Raw genomic sequence first — 20642 nt, 5'->3', positions numbered from 1 at the left:
TCGCGGTCGATGGTTTATGTCAAAAATATAATCGATTAGAATTGCGTTGACTTTCCTCGACCATCATCGCAAGAAAGCAGTCGACGCACAAACATGGAGTTCCGGCGGAAACCGTGCTGAAGCAAGATAGAATTCCAAGCGCCCTGGGGAGCGCGCGTCATCTCAGACAATTTCTCATCGCCAGCGCATTGATTGCGCCGCTGTTTGCGGCAGGCGCCGCCCATGCCGAATTCAGGGTCTGCAACGGTACGCAGAACCTTGTCGGCGTGGCGATCGGCTACCGCGCGACGGAAGGCTGGATCACCGAAGGCTGGTGGCAGGTTCCGGCCTCCACCTGCGCGACGCTGATCGAGGGCGAACTGCAATCCCGCTACTACTATCTCTATGCCGAAGATGCTGCCCGCGGCGGACGCTGGACGGGTGACATCAACATGTGCACCGCCGAGAACGAGTTCAAGATCGTCGGCGTGCAGGACTGCTTCGCACGGGGCTACCAGCAGATGGGATTCAAGGAATACGACACGGGCCGTCAGGGAAGCTGGATGGTCCAGCTTTCCGATACGCCCGGCACGCAGGAAAGCCAGAACTGATGAAGCGTAATCGCAAAGTGAAGATCCTCGCAACGCTTGGGCCGGCCTCGTCCGACGAAGCGATGATCCGCAAGCTGCATGAGGCGGGTGCCGACCTGTTCCGCATCAACATGAGCCATGCGAGCCACGATGTGATGCGCAGCCTGATTGCCAAGATCCGGTCGGTCGAAGCCGAGTGCGGCCGCCCGATCGGCATTCTCGCCGACCTGCAGGGGCCGAAGCTGCGTGTCGGCAAGTTTGCCGACACCACGGTGGAACTGAAGCCGGGCCAGACCTTCACCCTCGACAACAAGGATGAGCCGGGCGACAATACGCGCGTCTTCCTGCCGCACCCGGAAATCCTCACCTCGGTGAAGCCGGGCCATCGCCTGCTGATCGACGACGGCAAGCTGCACCTGCGCGCTGAAAAGTGCGACGGCAAGAGCATCGTTACCACGGTCGTTTCCGGCACCAAGATTTCCGACCGCAAGGGCGTGAGCCTGCCCGATACGCTGCTCGCCGTCGGCGCTTTGACCGACAAGGACCATGCCGACCTTGATGCCGTGCTGGCGACCAATGAAGTCGACTGGGTGGCGCTCTCCTTCATCCAGCGCCCGGAAGACCTTGCCGAAGTGCGCAAGATCGCCCGAGGCCGCGTCGGCCTGATGTCGAAGATCGAAAAGCCGCAGGCGATCGAGCGAATCGACGAGATCATCGAATTGTCCGACGCGCTGATGGTGGCGCGTGGCGACCTCGGCGTGGAAATGCCGCTGGAAGCCGTTCCCGGTCTGCAGAAGCAGCTGATCCGCGCCTGCCGCCGCGCCGGCAAGCCGGTTGTCGTCGCGACTCAGATGCTCGAATCGATGATCTCGGCGCCTGTGCCGACCCGCGCCGAAGTCTCCGACGTCGCGACCGCCGTGTTCGAAGGCGCGGATGCCGTCATGCTGTCGGCCGAATCGGCCTCCGGTCAGTATCCGGTCGAAGCGGTCTCGACCATGGCGTCGATCGCCCGCACGGTCGAGCGCGAGCCGCACTATCCGGGCATCATCTACGCCCAGCGCGCCCAGCCGGAAGCAACGGGTGCTGACGCGATTTCGCTCGCCGCCCGCCAGATCGCCGAGACGCTGAAGCTCACCTCCATCGTCTGCTACACCTCGTCGGGCAATACCGGGCTTCGCGCCGCGCGCGAGCGTCCCGAAGTGCCGATCATCGCCCTTTCGCCGGTCATCCAGACGGCGCGTCGCCTGTCGGTCGTGTGGGGCCTGCACTGCGTCGTCTCCGAAGAGCCGACGGATCTCGACGACATGGTGAACCGCGCCTGCCGCATCGTCGTCGCCGAAGGTTTCGGCAAGCCGGGCGACCGCGTCATCATCTCGGCGGGCGTGCCGCTCGGAACGCCGGGCGCCACCAACATGCTGCGCATCGCCTATATCGGTTCGGACGGCCTGTCGGGTATCTGACGGTCGATCTGGCCACTACGTCTGGAAAGCCGCCTCCGGGCGGCTTTTCTTTTGGACTTTGGTCGGTCGATCGCGTCCGGTCTACTGGCCGGCCTGCAATCCCCGGCGCGTGGCCGGCGGCGTAACACGGGTCGCGGCAAGCTTCGGCTCCAGTTCCCGTGCCATGGCCTGCAGGTCGCGTTGCCGGCCTGCAATCTTCTCGATCGCGGCGATGGCGAGGTCCCGAGCCGCATAGTCGGGCTTGTGGCCCAGCCCCTTGATCCAGACGAGCTCGGAGCCTGCAATGTCGCGCGCCAGCCCGCGCGAATGGATCTCTTCCAGCACGATGTCGTCGCTGTCGCCGGTGACGATCACCGTCGGCGCGGTGATCTCGCGGTAGCGCTCGGCAAAGCGCGTGACGTAGCCCTGAAGATTGGCGACGTCGGTGGCGTTGGCGCAGAAGGCGGCCGGTCGCAGCACGAGGGCAGGGGCCGTGTCGCCGACATAGGTCTCCGGCCGGGGATTGGGGGCAAAGACGCCGCGGGTTGCCGCGTCGAGCCGCGCCATGCCGGCATGGAGCGCAATGGTGTGGCAGAAGAGCGGGCCGACGACCGGGGTCGAGGCCAGATTGTAGTACCAGTCGACGCCGCCCGGCCAGGGATGCGTGGCCGGCGCAAGGAACAGCAGCCCGGCGGTCTTTTCCGGATAGAGCACACCGAAGCTCGCGGCGATGGCACCGCCGAAGGAATGGCCGACGATGATGGCGCGATTGATGCCGCGCCTTTCCATCAGGCGGGCGATGGCTGACGCCTGACCGTCCGGATAGGCGTTCTCCGGCCCGCCGCGCTCGGAATAGCCATGGCCCGGGCGGTCGACGAAAAGCAGCTCGGCGCGGCCCTCAAGGGGACCGAGGAAGGTTGTGGCCTGGTCGCGCAGATTGCCGCTTGCGCCATGAATGAAGACGATCGGCGGCAGCTCGGCATCGGCGCCCGCCGGGACATGCAGCGCGTTCATGGAAAAGCCTCCGACATCGGCGGGTGTGCCGATATTGGCGGCATCCGCCTCGATGGCGCGGGCGCGCAGTGCCGTGCCGGCGGCAGAGACCGAAGCAATGGCGACGAGGGAGGTGAGGGCGGTGAGCAGCATGGAGCGGATGCGGGCGGTTCGAGGCCGGGGCGGATGAGGAAGGGTGGTGGACGGAGGGGCTGCGGATCGGCGGCCGTTGGGCAGGGGAATCACGTCCTGCTGCCGGCCAGTTGTTCCGAGAGCTTGATCACGATCTCCTGGGCCTGGCGGTCGGCAGGGTAGATCTCGAGGTAGCGCTCCCAGGCCTTCAGCGCCATCTCCTCGCTGCCGCGCTCGCTGAGGATCGCGGCAAGGCCGGCCAGCGCGCCGAAATGGCGGGGTTCCAGCGCCAGCACGCGATTGATGTCGGAGACCGCCTTCTTGTAATTGCCCATGGTGTAGTGAAGCGTCGCCCGCTGGTTCCAGGCGCCGACGAAGTCAGGTTTCAGCACGATGGCCTGGTCGAGAAAATCGAGTGCTGCGGCGTTGCGCTTCTCGGAGGCGGCCGTCAGCGCCCACTGCATCAGCAGATCGACCGTCGCGCTGTCCGAGTCGTTCCACGTCTCCATGAGGTCTTCGGTGATGCGGTTGGCCGCTTCGGGATCGCGCTCCCGTTTCAGTTCGGTGATTAGTTCGTCCACGCCCTTCGGTGCCGGGCTTACGGCCGGCGAATCGAGCGAGACGGTTTCCGAAGCGCCGTCCTGCGCCAGGGCAGGCAACCCATGGGAGGGTGCGAGCAGCAGGAGGGTGACGAGTGGGGCACAAATACGAAAACGGCGCATGCGGATAAGGTAATCCGCTTGCGCCGGCTTTCAAACTCAATTCTTCGCTATCGACGATATTGGACCGCAAGGTCCCGTCAGGCGAAAAAGCAGCACCGCCCGAAAGCGGCGCCCATGCCTCAGCCCTGACGAGCCTTGAAGCGCGGGTTCTGCTTGTTGATGATGTATACGCGGCCCTTGCGGCGAACCAGACGGTTGTCGCGATGACGGGCCTTGAGCGCTTTCAGCGAGTTCTTGATCTTCATTTTACTGGTCCGCAAAGGTTATCGGCGAATGGTTCACCCGCCATTGTCTCGATCAATCAAAAGCGCGCTACGGGGCGCGCTCTTAAAGGGTTGGTGGCAGATACTCCGTCCCGACCCTTCGTGTCAACCGGCCCCGCCCTGATTCAACGGCGAGAACCCGGATTTTTCCGGCTTTTTCAGCCCTTGGCGCGCGTAATTTCGGTGACGTGACCCATCTTGCGGCCGGGCCGAGCCTCGGTCTTGCCGTAGAGATGGACCAGCGCATGCGGCCTGGAAAGCCACATGGGAACGTCGTTCAGGTCGTCGCCGATCAGGTTGGTCATCACGCAATCGGAATGGCGGGCCGGATCGCCGAGCGGCAGCCCGGTTATCGCCCGGATGTGCTGTTCGAACTGCGAAACCACGCAGGCGGCCTCTGTCCAGTGGCCGGAATTGTGAACGCGCGGGGCGATCTCGTTGGCGACCAGACTGCCGTCGGGCAGCACGAAGAATTCGATTCCGACCACGCCCACATAGTCGAGGGCGGCCAGAAGCTTCCCGGCCGATTCGTGCGCGGCCGCGGCGGTCTGCGAATCGATTCGCGCCGGAAGCGTCGAGGTGTCGAGAATGCCGTCACGGTGAACGTTCTCGGCCGGGTCATAGGCAGCGACCGTCCCGTCGACGGCGCGCGCCGCGATGATCGAGATCTCGCGCTCGAAGGGCACGAAGCTTTCGAGAATCAGCGGGACATTGCCGAGCGCGGCAAACGCCCCTTCCGGGCTGTCTGCCGGGGAGCGGAAGACCCGCTGTCCCTTGCCGTCATAGCCGAGGCGGCGGGTTTTCAGCACGCCCTGTCCGCCGAAATCGGCGAGGGCGGCTTCGAGCTCTTCCTGGCTGTCGACGGCGTGAAAGCGTGCGGTCGGAATGCCGCAACCGTTGAGGAAGCGCTTTTCCGTCAGGCGGTCCTGGGCGACTTCCAGCGCGCGTGGCGGCGGATAGACCGGCACGTTGCGGGCCAGCGTTTCCGCGGCCTCGACCGGCACATTCTCGAATTCGTAGGTGACGATGTCGCAGGCCGCGGCGAGTTCGGCAAGCGCCAGCGGATCGGCATAGGCCGCGGTGATCTGGCTGTTGGCGACCTGGGCTGCGGGGCAGCCGGCCTGCGGCTCGAGAATCACGGTGCGGAAGTTCAGGCGCGCTGCGGCCATGGCGAGCATGCGGCCGAGCTGTCCGCCGCCGATGATGCCGATCGTGCGGGCGCTCATGGGGTTTCGTCCATCGGGTATTCGGCGACCGCGGCGCTCTGGCGGGCGCGCCATTCGTCGAGCCGTTCGGCGAGATCCTCGTCATGCAATGCCAGCACGGCGGCAGCCAGCAGCGCGGCATTGACGGCGCCGGCCTTGCCGATGGCCAGCGTGCCGACCGGAATGCCGGCCGGCATCTGGACGATGGACAGCAGGCTGTCCTGGCCGGAAAGCGCCTTCGACTGGACCGGAACGCCGAAGACCGGCAGCGGCGTCATGGCGGCGGTCATGCCCGGAAGATGGGCCGCGCCGCCGGCGCCGGCGATGATGACCTGAAAGCCCTCGTCGCGGGCGCCCTTGGCAAAGGCGACCAGGCGGTCGGGGGTCCGGTGGGCCGAAACGATGCGCGCCTCGTAGCCGACGCCGAGCACGTCCAGCGTATCGGCGGCGTTCTTCATGGTTTCCCAGTCGGACTGGCTGCCCATGATGATGGCGACAGGCGGGCGTTCTTCGGTCATCGTGGCGGTCCTTGCCTGTTCACGCGATGATGTCGGGGATGATCTGGTCTTCAAGGGAGGTCATCTTGTCCTTGATTCCCAGCTTCTTCTTCTTCATCCGCTGGATTCTCAGTGCGTCGCAGCCGGTGACGATCATGGCATTGATGGCGGCGTCGTAGTCCTCGTGCTCCTGCCGGAGCCGCGCGAGCGCCAGCCGAATGTCCGCCTGTTCCTGATCGGCCATTATCGTGTCCCCATTCTCGCTTTCAACGTATCCATTTTGTGGGATGCGTCCAAGATTCGCGCAAGCTCCTATCATCAAATACTGGTAACGGGAAGTTATCCCTATCAGTGAATTTGCCGCGCTTTCTCCCCCATTTCGCCTTCGACAAAACCCATTCTTCGTGTCACATTACTTTCGCAAAGCCTGAAACTCCAGCGTTGTGAGGGCTGGAGGTAGGCGAAAGGAAGGACGTGTCAAATGACCATGCAGGCTCATCTTGAATCGCTCGAAAAGAAGCACGGTGCTCTTGAGGAGAAGCTCCATACCGCTCTTACGTCTCCCTCCATCAATGACCAGCACATCGCCGAACTGAAGCGCCTCAAGTTGCGTATCAAGGACGAAATGGAGCGCCTCAGGGCGTCGACCAGACACTGATTTTCCCATGCACGCCGGCTGGAGATCGCCTCAAGGCAGATTGCGGCCGGCGGAAAATCCACTGAGATTTGACAATATCAATGCCCCGGAAACCAGAGCGGTTTTCGGGGCTTCTTTTTGCCTTGACGGAAAAGTCACGACCAGAACTGGTCAAGCCACATGTTAAGGCGGTCGAAGCCCGGGCGGTTGACCGAATAGATCCGCCGCGTTCCCTCCGACGTCACCGTCACGAGATTGCAGTCGAGCAGCGCCTTGAGGTGCTGGGAGACGGCGGGGCGGCTGATCGGCAGACCGCTCGCCAGTTCGTTGACCGTTCGCGGTGCACGCCTCAACACCTCCAGCAGGTGCCGGCGGTGCGGGTCGGCGATCGCAACGAAGGGGTCCAGGTTCGACATGGCTTCAGGTTACGTCAATCTCGGGGTTCCGGCAAGCGCGTTGTGCAGTGCAGCAATTGCCGCGTGCCGGCTAGTCTGTCTGTCTATAGTCCGGTGATCCCGTCATAGAGCAGCTTGCTGCCGGCAATCAGCACCATGCCATACATCAGCGGGTAGAAAAGGGCGGGCTTCAGATAGTGCACGAGCCGGGCACCGATCAGCGTCGAGACGAGGGCGATCGGCAGGAGTGTCGCCGACAGCGAAAGGCTCGCGGCGCTGAGTTCCCCGAGCGCAAAATAGGGAAGAACCTTGACCGCGTTCATGATGGCGAAGAAGCGGGTGCTGGTGCCGGTATAAGCAAGCGGATCGAGGCGCAGCGGCAGGGTGTAGATCTGGAACGGCGGGCCGCCGGCATGGGCGACGAAGCTGCCATAGCCCGACAGCGTGCCCCACAGGGTCGCCGCCACCGGCCGCTCGGGTGCTGCGGCAGGCGTCGTCTTCGAGGACTTGCGGGCCGCTTCGATGAAATAGCGCAAGGCGAACAGCACCGAAATCCCGCCGAGCAGCAGGCGCATGACGTTGACCGAAACATAGGCGGATGTGGCCCAGCCGATCGCGATGCCGAGGATGCCGCCGGGCAGCATGGCCAGCAGGGTGGGGCGGTTGTTATGCCGCCGCCAGGCCCAGAGCGCCACCGCATCCATGACCAGCAGGATCGGCAGGAAGATCGCCGCCGCCTGCATCGGAGGCACGACCATGGCGAGCAAGGGCACGCCGATCAGGGCGAATGCTCCGCCCAGGCCGCCTTTCGACAGGCCGACGAGAGCGACTGCGGGAATGGCCGCGGCATAGAACAGCAGATCGGGACTCATTTGTTTCGGTTGATCCTTTTGAAGGACCGGTCTATCGGATTTACTCACGCAAAACGAGGGAGGACGCGGACAAAGCTGCGTCCTTCCGGAAAACGGATCCACTTATGACCAGTCCCGAAGATCGCTGCCGTCTCGTCCTGATCGTTCCCGACATCGCCGACGCCGAGGAAAAGGCGCGCGTGGTCGGCGATGCCCTGAAGGGTGGCGACGTCGCGTCGGTCATCATCCCGCAATACGGCCTTGATGACGCAGCCTTCCAGAAGCATGCCGAACTGCTGGTGCCGCTTATCCAGGATGCCGGGGCCGCCGCCCTTATCGTCGACAACAGCCGGGTTGCGGGACGGGCCAAGGCCGACGGCCTGCATATCAGCGGCAATGCGGCAGCACTTGCGGATGCGATCGAGAAACATGTGCCGAAGATGATCGTCGGCGGCGGCAATGCCATGGACAGGCACCATGCGCTGGAGATCGGCGAGGCGCAGCCCGACTATATCTTCTTCGGCAAGCTCGACGGCGACATAAAGCCGGAGGCGCATTCGAAGAATCTGGCGCTCGGCGAATGGTGGTCGTCGATGATCGCCATCCCCAGCATCGTCATGGGCGGTCAGGATCCGGCCTCCGCCGTCGCCGTCGCCGAAGCCGGCGTCGAATTCGTGGCGCTGCGCGAGGCGGTTTTTGCCGATCCCGCACTTGCTGCGACGGTCGTGGCGCGGGTGAATGCCGAGCTTGACGAAAAAGCGCCACGGTTTGAAGATTGATACGCATCATGCGCTCAAGTCTTTTCCATCGGCCCGTGCTGTTCGCTCTTGCTGCGTGTCTCGCAGCCTTTGTCGCCGTGCCGGGTTCCCCGCATGCGCAGCAGGCGTTCGATCGCCCGCCGATGCGGCCGCTCGCGCCGTCCGACGTGCGGGTGCTCGAGCGCGGGGATCAGCCGGCGTCGTCTGACGGAACGCTCGACCGCAGTGCGCGTCCAGGCTCCGAGGCCGCGGAAGAGCAAAAGGCTATGGAGGGGGATGAGCCGCAAGGCATCAATATCTACGCCCGCATGGGAGCTCCCCTGCCGGACGTGCCGCCCGAGCCCGAATACAAGGGGAAGGTCGACGAGGCCTATGGCGCCTTCCAGCGTGGCTTCTTCCTGACGGCCGTCGACAAGGCTCTTCCACGCGCCCAGCTCGGCGATCCGGCGGCGCAGACGCTGCTTGCCGAACTGATGGACCGGGGCCTCGGCATCAAGAAGGACTTGAAGGGGGCGGCCTTCTGGTATGGCCAGGCGGCTGCCGGCGGCGATCCGGCGGCGATGTTCAAGTACGCAATGCTGCTGATGGAAGGCAAGGTCGTCCCGCACGACAAGGCCAAGGCCGACGAATACATGCGCAAGGCGGCGGACGCAGGAAACGGCTCGGCGCAGTTCAACTGGGCGCAGACCCTGGTTGCCGACAATCCCGGGGCCAAGGGTCTTTCCCTCGCCTTGCCCTATTACGAGAAGGCGGCCGAGGACGGTATCGCCGATGCGCAATATGCCGTGGCTCAGATCTACGAATCGCTGAAGGATCTGCCCGAGGACAAGCGCAACAAGGCGCGCTACTGGCTCGATCGGTCGGCACGGGCGGGCTTCGACACTGCCCAGCTCGACATCGGCATCTGGATGGTCAACGGCATTGCCGGCGAGCGGAACTACGAGGAAGGCTTTCGGTGGCTGAAGATCGCTGCGAATCGCGGCAATGTCATCGCGCAGAATCGTCTTTCCCATCTCTATGTCAATGCGCTCGGTACGCGGCCCGACCCGATCGAGGCTGCCAAGTGGTATGTGCTGTCCCGGCGGGCCGGCCTGAAGGATCCGGCGCTCGAGGATTTCTATCTCGGACTGACCGACGAGGAGCAGAAGAAGGCCATCGACGCGGCGAACAGGTTCCGGCGCGGCTGACGGCGGCCGAAGGCGCAAGGAGGTGGACGTGGACAATGTCGAACTTTTTCAGCGCCTCGGCCTCGCCATTGCCGTCGGCGCAGCCGTCGGCGTCGAGCGTCACTGGCGTGAACGCGACGAGCCGGAGGGCGCACGCACGGCCGGTATCCGCACCTTCACCATGTTCGGCATGGCAGGCGGGGTCGCCGGACTGATTGAAAGAAGCCTTGGCGTCGCGTCGGGCTATCCCGGCATAACGCTGACCGGCTTCCTGATCGCCATCGCGACCGTAATGGCGGTTTTCGAGATCCGCGAGGCGATCGCCGAAAAGTCCTTCAGCGTGACATCGGTCATCGCCGCCATTCTCACTTTCGGGCTCGGGGCGCTGGCCGCCCTCGGCGACATGGCGCTTGCCTCCGCCGGCGGCGCGGCGCTGATCGCGATCCTCGCGAGCCGGGAATTCCTGCATGAGGCGATCCGGCGCCTGCAATGGATCGAACTGCGCTCGGCGGTCATCCTGCTTGCCATGACCTTCGTGCTGCTGCCGATCATCCCGGATACGCCGTTCGGGCCGTTCGGCGGCGTGTCGCCCAAGAGCATCGTCCTGCTCGTCATCATGCTCGCCTCGATCTCCTTTGCCGGTTATGTCGCAGTCAGGATGCTCGGCGCGACCCGCGGCGACGTTCTGGCCGGCGCGATCGGCGGTCTTGTCTCGTCGACCGGCACGACCGTTGCGTTTGCCCGCCGCAGCCGCGCTGGCGAGTCCGGTCTCACGCTGGTTGCGGGGGCGATCAGCGCCGGCGCGGTATCGCTGCTGCGCACCGCGCTGCTTGTCGCGACGCTTGCCCCTGCGCTGCTGTCGGCCCTTCTGTGGCCGCTGGTTGCCGCCGCTTTCGTTCTGGTGCTCTACGCACTGGCGCTCGCCGGCCGTCACCAGCCGGCAGGAGGGCAGGGCATTCCGGCCAATCCGTTCGAGCTCGCCGCCGTGGCAAAAATGGCCCTTCTGCTGGCGGGCGTCGCCTTTCTGGCGCGGGCGGCGACCCAGCAGTTCGGCGAGGCGGGCCTGCTTGTTGCCTCTGCGCTTTCCGCCCTTGCAGACGTCGATGCCGCAACCGTCACGGTGGCGGGCCTGCTGCCGACGCTTGATATCGGCCTGGCTGCGCAGGCGATCGGTATCGCGGTGTTGAGCAACATGGCCGCCAAGGCGGTCTATGCGAGCCTTTTCGGCACCTTGCGTTTTTCCCTCCACCTGTGGGCGGCGACCGCGCTATCCGGCGCCGCATCGCTTGCCGCCTGGGCCCTGGGCGGGATTGGTTAAGGGCGCCGGTCTCGCCCCTTGCGGCGATGCCCCTTGAATTCCGGCTGTTTTTGTGGTCTTGAACCGCCCAAACCGCAGCCGCGATCTATCGCGCCGCTCCTGCCGCCGTCGCCCGGCGCATGCCGCACTTTCAAGGAAACCCTAAATGGCCCGTTCAGCACTCCTCAATGTCATGGTTCAGTCCGCGCTCAAGGCGGGCAAGTCCCTGGCGCGCGATTTCGGCGAGGTGCAGAACCTGCAGGTTTCGGTCAAGGGACCGAGCGACTTCGTCTCGCAGGCGGATATCAAGGCCGAGAAGATCGTGCGCGACGAACTTTTGAAGGCGCGGCCGACCTACGGCTTCCTCGGCGAGGAGAGCGAGGAGATCAAGGGCACCGACGGCGCCCATCGCTGGATCGTCGATCCGCTCGACGGCACGACGAACTTCCTGCACGGCATTCCGCAGTTTGCCGTATCGATCGCCCTCGAACGCAATGGCGAAGTCGTTGCAGGCGTCATCTTCAATCCGGCGACCGACGAGCTCTACACCGCTGAAAAGGGCGGCGGCGCTTTCCTCAACGACCGCCGCATCCGGGTTGCGGCCCGAAAGGTGCTGTCCGATTGCGTCGTCGGTTGCGGCATTCCCCATCTCGGCCGGGGTGCGCACGGCAAGTTCCTGATCGAACTGCGCCATGTCATGGGCGAGGTCGCCGGCGTGCGGCGCATGGGTGCCGCGGCGCTTGATCTTGCCTATGTCGCCGCCGGCCGGCTCGACGGTTTCTGGGAAGCCGAGCTCAACCCGTGGGACATGGCGGCCGGCCTGTTGCTGATCCGTGAGGCCGGCGGCTTCGTCAGCGACATGCACGACGGCACCGACATGTTCCACACCGGCACCGTCGTCGCCGGCAACGAGTACATCCGCAAGCAGCTGATCGAAGTCATCGCACGGCCGATCCCGAAGGCCTGAGTCTGTACACAGCCGTCGACCTTTGTCGGCGGCTTTTAGCTTCAATTCGTCGCAATTTTCCACTAGCCTCCGGCGCACGGATTACCGGAGGCTACGGACGACATGGCGAAAGTTAAGCTGGCGGATTTGGAGGCGGCGGAAGCCGCACCGGGCGAATACGGTCACAAGCTCTCCAGCCCTATGCCCTTCTTCACGACGATGGTGATCTTCCTGATCATCGTCGGTTTCATCGCCGCCATCCTCTATCGCCAGGCGCATGCGGCGTTCATCACCAATCCGGGCCTCAACGGCCTGATCCTGGGGGTTCTGGCGGTCGGCATCGTGCTGGTGTTCAACCATGTGCTGGCGCTCAGGCCCGAGGTTCGCTGGTTCAATTCCTTCCGCGCCGCCGGCCATGCCGACAAGGTCGGCCGCGATCCGCGGCTGCTGGCGCCGATGCGGGCGCTGATCGGTGGCCGCCGTTCGATGGCGATCTCGACCACGGCGCTGCGCTCGATCCTCGATTCGATCGCCACGCGCCTCGACGAATCACGCGACACCTCGCGCTATCTGATCGGCCTTCTCGTCTTCCTCGGTCTGCTCGGTACGTTCTGGGGCCTGCTCGGCACGATCGCCTCGATCACCGAGGTGATCCAGTCGCTCGATCCGGGGGCGGGCGATAGCGCCGACGTGCTGCAGGCGATGAAGACAGGCCTGACCGGACCGCTGGCGGGCATGGGCACGGCGTTCTCGTCTTCGCTGCTCGGGCTTTCCGGCTCGCTCATCCTCGGCTTTCTCGACCTGCAGGCGGGACGCGCGCAGAATCGCTTCTATACCGAGCTGGAGAACTGGCTTTCATCGGTGACGGACGTCGATTCCGACATCGCCGCCCCGGCAGGTGTGCTGACCGGCGTGCCGGCGGAGGACATCAAGCGGCTGGTCGACCAGCTGGCAAAGCTTGCCAACCGCGAAAATGCCGGCGGCAGCGACCGTTCGGTCGCCGCCATCGCAGGCCTTGCCGAGGGCATACAGGGTCTGGTCAAGAACATGCGCAACGAGCAGCAGATGCTGCGCGACTGGATCGAGGCACAGCAGGAAGATGCCCGGGCCATGCGAAAGACGCTTGAAAAGCTGAACGAGAAGATGGGCGGGGGCAAGTAGCGATGGCGCTCGGCCGCAACCGCCGCCGCGACAGGGGCGTAGACTACTGGCCGGGCTTCGTCGACGCGCTGTCGACGCTGCTTCTGGCGATCATGTTCCTGCTTACCGTCTTCGTGCTGGCGCAGTTCATCCTCAGCCGCGAAATCACCGGCAAGGACGAGGTGCTCAACCGGCTGAACAGCCAGATCGCCGAACTGACCCAGTTGCTGGCGCTGGAGAAAAGCGGCAAGCAGGATCTCGAGGATACGCTGGCCACCCTGCAGTCCTCGCTTTCCGTTTCCGAAACCGAGCGCAGCCGGTTGCAGCAACTGCTCGACGCCGGCTCCGGCTCGACGGACGCCGCCAACCAGAAGCTCGGTCGCCTGACCCAGGCACTCGATGCGGAAAAACAGGTGAGCGAGCGGGCAATGAGCCAGATCGACCTGCTCAACCAGCAGATTGCCGCTCTTCGTGCCCAGATTGCCGCCGTCGAGGAAGCCCTGCAGGCATCGGAGGCGCGGGACCAGAACTCGCAGGTGAAAATCGCCGATCTCGGACGGCGGCTGAACGTTGCGCTCGCCCAGCGTGTCCAGGAGCTCAACCGCTATCGTTCCGACTTCTTCGGCCGGTTGCGGGAAATCCTCTCCGACCGGGAGAACATCCGCATTGTCGGCGACCGATTCGTCTTCCAGTCGGAAGTCCTGTTCCCGTCCGGCGGCAACGTGCTCAATCCGGAGGGTGAAGTCGAGATGGCGAAGCTCGCAAGCGCATTGCTCGATCTCGCCAAGGAAATCCCGCCGGAGATCAACTGGGTGCTGCGCGTCGACGGCCATACCGACAACGTGCCGCTCAGCGGCACCGGACGCTATGCCGACAACTGGGAGCTCTCGGCTGCGCGCGCCATTTCCGTGGTCAAATATCTGATCTCCAAGGGCGTCCCGTCCAATCGCCTGGTGGCCGCCGGATTCGGCGAAAACCAGCCGATCGCCGAGGGCGACAGCGTGGAAGCCCGCGCCCAGAACCGGCGTATAGAACTCAAGCTCACCGAGCGCTGACCGCCTTGTCTTCGCATTAGTAGAAGTGCTGGGTTGTGCGATTCCTTACGTGCCCGTAAAAGTAAGAAAACAGGGGCATTCGAGGGGGGAGTCCGGATGAGCTACGATGTGTTGGTAATCGGGGCGGGTCTCGCCGGGCTCGTGGCTGCGACCGAGGCAGCCGAACGGGGGCTCAAGGTCTGCGTTGTGGACCAGGAGGGGGAGCAGAACCTCGGTGGTCAGGCCTTCTGGTCGCTCGGAGGTCTGTTCCTGGTCGACAGTCCCGAACAACGGCGCCTCGGCATACGCGACAGCTTCGAACTGGCGCGGCAGGACTGGTTCGGCTCTGCCGGTTTCGATCGCGTCGAGGACTACTGGCCGCGCCATTGGGCCGAGGCCTATCTGGAATTTGCCGCCGGAGAGAAGCGCGACTGGCTGCATCGCCAGGGCGTGCGCTGGTTTCCGGTGGTCGGCTGGGCCGAGCGAGGCGGTTCGCTTGCCGACGGTCACGGCAATTCTGTTCCGCGCTTCCATGTCACCTGGGGGACAGGGCCGGCTGTGCTGGCACCCTTTGTCCGTCGGGCGCGGATGGCGGAGCAGAATGGCCGGCTGGTTTTCTGCTTTCGTCACCAGGTCGATCAACTCATCGTCACCAACGGTGCGGTGACGGGTGCGCGCGGCAGCATTCTGGCGACCGATCCGGCGCCCCGCGGTGCGGCGACATCGCGTGCCGTCGTCGGCGAATTCGAATTGACGGCCGGCGCCGTCGTCGTCACGTCCGGCGGCATCGGCGGCAATCACGACCTGGTGCGCAAGAACTGGCCCGTCCAGCGCCTTGGGCCGCCGCCGAAGTCGATGGTCGCGGGCGTGCCGCAATATGTCGACGGGCGGATGCTGGACATCGCGCGGGCGGCCGGGGGGGAGATCATCAACGGCGACCGCATGTGGCACTATACCGAAGGCCTCCGCAACTTCGACCCGATCTGGCCCAATCACGGCATTCGTATCCTGCCGGGTCCCTCGTCCTTCTGGTGCGATGCCAGCGGCAACCGCTTTGCCGCTCCGGCCATGCCCGGTTTCGACACACTGGCGACGCTGAAGGCGATCCGCGCAAAGGGTGAGGAATACAGCTGGTTCGTCCTCAACAAGGCGATCATCAAGCGGGAATTCGCGCTGTCCGGTTCGGAACAGAACCCCGACCTCACCGACAAGAACATCCGGTTGCTGCTGAAGCGCCTCGGCAAGAACCCGCCGGGACCGGTCCAGGCCTTCATGGACAAGGGCGAGGATTTCGTCGTGCGCGACACGCTCGAGGACCTCGTCGTCGGCATGAACGAGCTGACGGGCGAGCACCGGATCGGCATCCACCATCTGCGCAGCCAGGTGGAGGCGCGCGATCGCGAGATCGACAATGCCTTCAACAAGGACGCCCAGGTGACGGCCATCCGCGGTGCCCGCAACTATCTCGGCGACCGGCTGATGCGCACGGCAAAGCCGCACCGCCTGCTCGATCCCAAGGCCGGTCCGCTGATCGCGGTGCGGCTGCATATCCTGACGCGCAAGACGCTGGGCGGCCTGCACACCGATCTTTCGTCACGGGTGCTCGACGACACCAACAAACCGGTGCCGGGGCTCTATGCCGCCGGCGAGGTGGCGGGTTTCGGCGGGGGCGGGGTGCACGGCTACAATGCGCTGGAAGGAACGTTCCTCGGCGGCTGCCTGTTCTCCGGCCGGATCGCCGGCCGCTCGGTCGGAGCCTGAGGGCTCCGACGCGAATACCGGGGACTACTCGATAGCCGGCGCGGTGAAATCGCGTCCGCCAGTCTCGAACTGCAGGCGGGCCAGCTTGGCGTAGAGACCGCCCTCCTGGATCAGGCTGTGATGGGTGCCTTCCTCAACGATGCGGCCGTCGTCGAGCACGAGGATGCGATCGGCCTTGAGCACGGTCGCCAGCCGGTGGGCGATGACGATCGTCGTGCGGTTCTGCATCAGGCCGTCCAGCGCCGTCTGGACCAGGGTTTCGCTTTCCGCGTCGAGTGCCGAAGTCGCTTCATCGAGAAGCAGCAGCGGCGCGTCGCGCAAGAGCGCGCGGGCGATGGCGATGCGCTGGCGTTGGCCGCCGGACAGCGTGATGCCGCGTTCGCCGACCTGCGTGTCGAAGCCGTTCTCCAGCCGCAGGATGAATTCGGTTGCCTGAGCGGCTTCCGCCGCCGCCTCTACCATCTGCCGCGTCGCTTTCGGCGAGCCGAAGGCGATATTGTCGTGGATGGATGTGGCAAAGATCGTCACGTCTTGGGGCACGATGGCGATGCGGGCGCGGACCTCTTCGGGATCGGCCTCGCGGACATCGACGTCGTCGATCCGAACGGTGCCGCTGACGGGATCGTAGAAGCGCAGGATGAGAGAGAAGACCGTGCTCTTGCCGGCGCCCGAAGGACCGACGATCGCCACGGTCTCGCCGGGCTCAACCCGGAAGCTCAGGCCCCTGAGCGCCGATTTGCTGGCGCTCGACGGATAGGCGAAGTGCACGTCGCCGAAGCTGACGCGGCCCATCGGCGGCTTCGGCAGGCGGGTCGGATTGGCGGGGGCGGCAACCTGCGAAACCTCCTGCAGCAGTTCGCCCAGCCGTTCGGCGGCACCGGATGCCTGGGAAAGCTCGCCCCAGACCTCGGACAGCGTTCCCATCGAACCGGCGGCGATCAGAGAATAGAGCAGGAACTGGCCGAGTGTCCCGGCCGAAAGCGTGCCGGCAAGCACGCTCTGGGCACCGAACCAGAGAACGGCAACGATGCTGCCGAACACCAGCGTGATGGCGACGCCGGTCAACAGCGCGCGCGACTTGATGGCGGAGCGGGCCGCTTCATAGGCCTGCTCGACGGCTGCGCCGTAGCGGTCGGTCGCGATTCCTTCGGCGTTGAAAGCCTGGACGGTGCGGGCGGCGCCGATGGTCTCGCCGGCAAAGGCCGAGGCTTCGGCCAGCGTGTCCTGCGCAGCCCGCGAGCGACGGCGCACGGAGCGGCCGAAGGCGACGAGCGGGAAGACGATGATCGGGATGGCGGCGAGCACGAGGATCGACAGCCGCGGGCTGGTATAGATCATCATGCCCATGGCACCGAGACAGAGAATGGAGTTCCTGAGCGCCAGTGACGCGGTCGCGCCGACGGCGGACTTGATCTGGGTCGTGTCGGCGGTCAGCCGCGAGACGATCTCGCCGGACTGGTTGACGTCGAAGAAGGCCGGCGACAGCTTGGTCACATGGGCAAAGACGTCGCGGCGCAGATCGGAGACGACCCGCTCGCCGATGGTAATGACGAAGTAGTAGCGCATGGCGCTGGCGATCGCGAGAACGATGGCGAGTACCGCCATCATGCCAAAATAGTTGTTGATGAAGGCGCTGTCGGCGGCACTGAAGCCGTGATCCACCATGCGGCGCACGGCGAGCGGCAATGCGAGGGTCGTGGCCGCGGCAAGACCGAGGAAGAACAGGGCGCCGCCGACCAGCTTGCGATAACGCATGACATAGGGAAGGAGCCGGGAAAGGGGCTTGAGCGAGCGGCGTTTCGACTGTTCGGCTTCGGTGACTGCGGACACTATATTACTCTCCGGCCCGCCTGGCGGGCTTTCGTGCCATGGCACTTGTTATCCTTGCGCCCTTCATGTATAGGCACCGCATCGAATTGGGAAGCCGTGGCCTGTTCGGACATCGGCTTGGTTTATTGAATAGGTCTCCATGACGCAATCGCGACATATAGACCCTCCGGCACAGCAGGAAGATCGCAATGAAGGCTGATATCCATCCCGACTACCACGTCATCAAGGTTGTCATGACCGACGGCACCGAATACGAAACCCGTTCTACCTGGGGTTCGGAAGGCGCAGTCATGAACCTCGAAATCGACCCGAACTCGCATCCGGCCTGGACCGGCGGCAACCAGCAGCTGATGGACCGCGGTGGTCGTCTCTCGAAGTTCAAGAAGCGTTTCGGCGGCCTCGGCCTCTGATCGATCCTCGATCGACGTTTTCATCAAAGCCCGGCTCGTCCGGGCTTTTTTGTTGCCTGGATTCTGCCTCAAGCGCATCGCCGGCGGACAAAGAAAATGCCCGGCGATGCGTGAGCATGCCGGGCCAAAGAAGTGCTGATGCGAAGTCGGGATGTCAGTTGAGATTGAAGGCCGTGCGCAGCAGATCGAGCTGGGCCTGGACGCTGTTCTCGTTGTCCGGCACGACCGGCGTATCGGCCGGGCGATAGATTTCACGGTCGAGCAGGGCGATACGGTTCTGCAGGCGCAGCGAGCGCTCGACGAGATCACGGAAGGTTTCCGGCAGATCGTTCCAGCCCGGAGCCTGGCGATCGACGTTGAAGCCGTCGAGGCGAACCTTGCTCTTTTCCGACAGGACCTGGTCGCGGCTCATCTCGCCGTTGTTCACGGCGCGCTGCAGCAGCAGCCAGGAAGCCATCTGCATCAGGCGGGTGGTGAGGCGCATCGATTCGGCGGCGTAGAGAACCGAAGCCATGCGCGGCAGGACCTTGGCGGCAGCGCGACCGGGGCCGTCGAGATAGGCGGCGGTCTCTTCGACCAGACCCATGCCTTCGGCATAGGTCGCCTTGAACTGCGTCGAGGCAGCGGCGCGGCCGGCAAAGCTCACAGTGTTCAGTCCGAGTTCAGACATCGGTTCACCCTTGAATTACGCATCACTTTAACTGGGTAACGGCGTGGACGCTGTCTTGTTCCTGCCGCTTTTCATGGCCGTACGATGATACCAATACCCCAAATGCGCAAGCCGTTTATTAAAGAAGGGTTAATTCCCACAATTTTGGATATAGGGATGCCGCAAACATAAAAAAAGAGCCGCAGAAGCGGCTCTCAAGGTAAAACAGGGAGAAAAATCAGACTTTCGCCACACGGTGAAACTGCCTGAACCCGGCAGAACCGGATGACTCACAATCACATAAAAGGCTTAACGGATGGTAAACGTGAAGCGAAAAATGCGATACATTTCCGATCTTGGCGAAAACAGGCAGGTAATACATGGGCTATACTTTGGGCTTGAAGAAGCTGTCGGCCGCCTTTTTCCCTGCTTCCTTGCGGCCGCGTTCCGCGTCCAGGCGCTCGATTTCCGCCCGAAGCAGGTCGATTCGGGCCTGTAATTCTTCCGCCGACAGGGCGGAAAGATCGCTGCCCACGTCATGGGAGACCGGCTTTTTCGGGCGTTCATCATCGAAGATCATGACTTCCATTCTCCGGTTGCGTGTGATTCGCGCGAATCACCCTCGTCCGCATGGGGCGGCAGGGGCGCTGCGCGCGGGTCGAGACTGAGGCTTTCGGGCGTGCTCATCGGCGAGGCGGATACCGGCATGTTCGGCACATTGTCGCGTTCGGCATACGGTACGGCAGCGCGCAAACGGCTGCGGTAGATCGCGTAGCCCGTCAACAGGACGTGGGCGACGGCTGTCACGGCGAAGAGGGCGTGGGGGCCGAACTCGGTCATCACCGGACCGCCGATGGTCGGACCGATGATCGTGCCGATGCCGTAGAGCAGGAGAAGCCCGCCCGACACCTGGACGAACTCGTCCGAGCTGGCGAAGTCGTTGGCATGGGCGACGGCGATCGGATAGAGCGCGTTTGCGGCGCCACCGTAGATGGCGACGAGGACGATCATGGTCATGGAGTCCTGCGGTCGCAGGACGATCAGCAGGAGCGCCGCGATCGCCGCGACCGCAGAGAGCGCCGCCAGGACATAGCGGCGGTCGGTGCGGTCGGAGGCCTTGCCGGCGGGAAACTGCATGAGCGCGCCGACGAAGATGGTGACGGACAGCATGATGGCGATCATGTTCGGGGTCAGGCCGGCGCGGGCGCCAAAGACGGCGCCGAGCGTACCATAGGCTCCGTTGGCGATGCCGACGAGCAGGATGCCGACGAAGGACACGGGCGAATTACGGTAGAGGCGCGGCAGGTTGAGCTTGACGGAGGTGAGCGCCTGAGGCGTCGCGGCGGTCGACACAGTGGTCGGCAGCATGGACAGGCAGTAGAGAATGCCGCAGATCATGAAGAGGATGGTGGTCGAGGGATCGACGATGCCGACCAGCATCTGGCCACCCACCACGCCGATCAGCGTGACGGAAATGTAGAAGGAAAAGATCGTGCCGCGGCTTTCGTTGGTGGCGCGCTCGTTCAGCCAGCTTTCGATGATCATCGAGGTTCCGGCGATGCAGAAGCCGGTGACGGCGCGCAGGACCACCCACCAGTAGGGATCGACCAGGATGCCGCTCAACAGCGCAATGATGGCGATCAGCGAGATGAAACTGGAGAAGGCGCGGACATGGCCGACGCGCATGACGAGCTTTGGCGCGATCAGGCAGCCGGCCACGAAGCCCGTCGCCCAGGAGGTGCCGAGCAGGCCGAGGATCTCGTTCGAATAGCCCTCCGCGGAGCCGCGCACCGGGAGAAGGAGACCGTGCAGGCCGTTCCCGAGGAACAGGAACAGCGTGCCGAGAAGAAGCGCCATGACTGGCAGGAGATTTCGTCGCATGGCTTGGCAATCGAGAGGGGTTGGGGAAGCTGTTCGAACAGGTTCCTGAAACGTCACAGATTAAGGC

23 protein-coding genes are annotated in these 20642 nt (G+C 64.2%); 11 read left to right on the top strand and 12 right to left on the bottom strand.

Annotated elements, in window-relative coordinates; all coding sequences use genetic code 11:
- The first annotated feature begins 143 nt into the window (after positions 1 to 143).
- Together L867_RS0108780 and pyk are read left to right on the top strand one after the other, a co-directional pair.
- Positions 144 to 590, top strand: a complete 447-nt coding sequence (locus tag L867_RS0108780; RefSeq protein ID WP_028736529.1) for a DUF1036 domain-containing protein — start codon at positions 144 to 146, stop codon at positions 588 to 590.
- Positions 590 to 2029, top strand: a complete 1440-nt coding sequence (gene pyk, locus L867_RS0108775) for a pyruvate kinase (protein ID WP_028736528.1) — start codon at positions 590 to 592, stop codon at positions 2027 to 2029. The genes L867_RS0108780 and pyk overlap by 1 nt, the downstream gene beginning before the upstream one ends.
- 81 nt (positions 2030 to 2110) lie before the next feature.
- Here the strand turns inward: pyk and L867_RS0108770 are convergent, their stop codons facing one another.
- The 6 genes from L867_RS0108770 to L867_RS0108745 all read right to left on the bottom strand — a co-directional run bounded on the left by L867_RS0108770 (position 2111) and on the right by L867_RS0108745 (position 6064).
- The gene (locus L867_RS0108770) at positions 2111 to 3154 is read right to left on the bottom strand and encodes an alpha/beta fold hydrolase (protein WP_051438889.1); all 1044 of its coding nucleotides are present in this window, start codon (positions 3152 to 3154) and stop codon (positions 2111 to 2113) included.
- Between the two features lie 89 nt (positions 3155 to 3243).
- On the bottom strand, positions 3244 to 3855 hold the full coding sequence (locus tag L867_RS0108765; RefSeq protein ID WP_028736526.1) for a tetratricopeptide repeat protein: 612 nt from the start codon (positions 3853 to 3855) through the stop codon (positions 3244 to 3246).
- A 119-nt stretch (positions 3856 to 3974) separates the two neighbouring features.
- Positions 3975 to 4100, bottom strand: a complete 126-nt coding sequence (gene ykgO / locus L867_RS0108760) for a type B 50S ribosomal protein L36 (RefSeq protein WP_003497670.1) — start codon at positions 4098 to 4100, stop codon at positions 3975 to 3977.
- A gap of 176 nt (positions 4101 to 4276) precedes the next feature.
- The gene (locus L867_RS0108755; RefSeq protein WP_028736525.1) at positions 4277 to 5344 is read right to left on the bottom strand and encodes a 5-(carboxyamino)imidazole ribonucleotide synthase; all 1068 of its coding nucleotides are present in this window, start codon (positions 5342 to 5344) and stop codon (positions 4277 to 4279) included.
- Complete coding sequence (gene purE / locus L867_RS0108750; RefSeq protein ID WP_028736524.1) at positions 5341 to 5841, bottom strand: 5-(carboxyamino)imidazole ribonucleotide mutase; 501 nt, start codon at positions 5839 to 5841, stop codon at positions 5341 to 5343. Before purE ends, L867_RS0108755 begins: the two co-directional genes overlap by 4 nt.
- Before the next feature lie 19 nt (positions 5842 to 5860).
- Positions 5861 to 6064, bottom strand: a complete 204-nt coding sequence (locus L867_RS0108745; RefSeq protein WP_028736523.1) for a YdcH family protein — start codon at positions 6062 to 6064, stop codon at positions 5861 to 5863.
- Between the two features lie 237 nt (positions 6065 to 6301).
- Between L867_RS0108745 and L867_RS26775 the strand changes: the two genes are divergently transcribed.
- Complete coding sequence (locus tag L867_RS26775) at positions 6302 to 6478, top strand: YdcH family protein (protein WP_037172923.1); 177 nt, start codon at positions 6302 to 6304, stop codon at positions 6476 to 6478.
- Between the two features lie 134 nt (positions 6479 to 6612).
- Here the strand turns inward: L867_RS26775 and L867_RS0108735 are convergent, their stop codons facing one another.
- Together L867_RS0108735 and L867_RS0108730 are read right to left on the bottom strand one after the other, a co-directional pair.
- Positions 6613 to 6873 carry an ArsR/SmtB family transcription factor gene (locus L867_RS0108735; RefSeq protein ID WP_028736522.1) on the bottom strand — a complete coding sequence of 87 codons (261 nt, stop codon included), beginning with the start codon at positions 6871 to 6873 and terminating at the stop codon, positions 6613 to 6615.
- Between the two features lie 83 nt (positions 6874 to 6956).
- Positions 6957 to 7724 carry a sulfite exporter TauE/SafE family protein gene (locus tag L867_RS0108730; protein WP_028736521.1) on the bottom strand — a complete coding sequence of 256 codons (768 nt, stop codon included), beginning with the start codon at positions 7722 to 7724 and terminating at the stop codon, positions 6957 to 6959.
- A gap of 104 nt (positions 7725 to 7828) precedes the next feature.
- Here L867_RS0108730 and L867_RS0108725 point away from each other — a divergent pair, with 104 nt between their 5' ends.
- From L867_RS0108725 to L867_RS0108695, 7 genes are all read left to right on the top strand, one after another.
- Complete coding sequence (locus L867_RS0108725) at positions 7829 to 8482, top strand: thiamine phosphate synthase (protein WP_028736520.1); 654 nt, start codon at positions 7829 to 7831, stop codon at positions 8480 to 8482.
- Positions 8483 to 8490: 8 nt separating this feature from the next.
- Entirely contained in the window at positions 8491 to 9648 is a 1158-nt protein-coding gene (locus L867_RS24885) for a tetratricopeptide repeat protein (protein ID WP_037172921.1), read from the top strand.
- A 28-nt stretch (positions 9649 to 9676) separates the two neighbouring features.
- Complete coding sequence (locus L867_RS0108715) at positions 9677 to 10945, top strand: MgtC/SapB family protein (protein WP_028736519.1); 1269 nt, start codon at positions 9677 to 9679, stop codon at positions 10943 to 10945.
- A gap of 145 nt (positions 10946 to 11090) precedes the next feature.
- A complete protein-coding gene (locus L867_RS0108710; RefSeq protein ID WP_028736518.1) occupies positions 11091 to 11891 on the top strand; it encodes an inositol monophosphatase family protein in 801 nt (266 codons plus the stop codon).
- A gap of 102 nt (positions 11892 to 11993) precedes the next feature.
- Complete coding sequence (locus L867_RS0108705; protein WP_028736517.1) at positions 11994 to 13031, top strand: hypothetical protein; 1038 nt, start codon at positions 11994 to 11996, stop codon at positions 13029 to 13031.
- Between the two features lie 2 nt (positions 13032 to 13033).
- Positions 13034 to 14065 (top strand): peptidoglycan -binding protein, encoded by a 1032-nt coding sequence (locus tag L867_RS0108700; RefSeq protein WP_028736516.1) that lies wholly within the window; start codon positions 13034 to 13036, stop codon positions 14063 to 14065.
- A gap of 96 nt (positions 14066 to 14161) precedes the next feature.
- Positions 14162 to 15805 carry an FAD-binding dehydrogenase gene (locus L867_RS0108695; protein WP_028736515.1) on the top strand — a complete coding sequence of 548 codons (1644 nt, stop codon included), beginning with the start codon at positions 14162 to 14164 and terminating at the stop codon, positions 15803 to 15805.
- 24 nt (positions 15806 to 15829) lie between these two features.
- On the opposite strand, the gene L867_RS0108690 is transcribed toward L867_RS0108695, so the two are convergent.
- A complete protein-coding gene (locus L867_RS0108690; RefSeq protein ID WP_028736514.1) occupies positions 15830 to 17635 on the bottom strand; it encodes an ABC transporter transmembrane domain-containing protein in 1806 nt (601 codons plus the stop codon).
- A gap of 188 nt (positions 17636 to 17823) precedes the next feature.
- On the opposite strand from L867_RS0108690, the gene rpmE reads away from it, so the two are divergent.
- Positions 17824 to 18045, top strand: a complete 222-nt coding sequence (rpmE, locus tag L867_RS0108685) for a 50S ribosomal protein L31 (protein WP_028736513.1) — start codon at positions 17824 to 17826, stop codon at positions 18043 to 18045.
- Between the two features lie 154 nt (positions 18046 to 18199).
- Here the strand turns inward: rpmE and rcdA are convergent, their stop codons facing one another.
- The 3 genes from rcdA to L867_RS0108670 all read right to left on the bottom strand — a co-directional run bounded on the left by rcdA (position 18200) and on the right by L867_RS0108670 (position 20575).
- Positions 18200 to 18715, bottom strand: coding sequence for a protease adaptor protein RcdA (gene rcdA, locus L867_RS0108680; RefSeq protein ID WP_028736512.1), 516 nt, complete (start codon positions 18713 to 18715; stop codon positions 18200 to 18202).
- A gap of 364 nt (positions 18716 to 19079) precedes the next feature.
- Positions 19080 to 19274 (bottom strand): DUF1192 domain-containing protein, encoded by a 195-nt coding sequence (locus tag L867_RS0108675; RefSeq protein ID WP_028736511.1) that lies wholly within the window; start codon positions 19272 to 19274, stop codon positions 19080 to 19082.
- A complete protein-coding gene (locus L867_RS0108670) occupies positions 19271 to 20575 on the bottom strand; it encodes an MFS transporter (RefSeq protein ID WP_028736510.1) in 1305 nt (434 codons plus the stop codon). The genes L867_RS0108675 and L867_RS0108670 overlap by 4 nt, the downstream gene beginning before the upstream one ends.
- Between the last annotated feature and the right edge of the window lie 67 nt (positions 20576 to 20642).

Source organism: Paenirhizobium selenitireducens ATCC BAA-1503 (genome assembly GCF_000518785.1).
GTDB lineage: Bacteria > Pseudomonadota > Alphaproteobacteria > Rhizobiales > Rhizobiaceae > Allorhizobium > Allorhizobium selenitireducens.
Note: the sequence above shows the minus strand (reverse complement) of the source record. Positions and strands in the feature narration are given on the sequence as shown.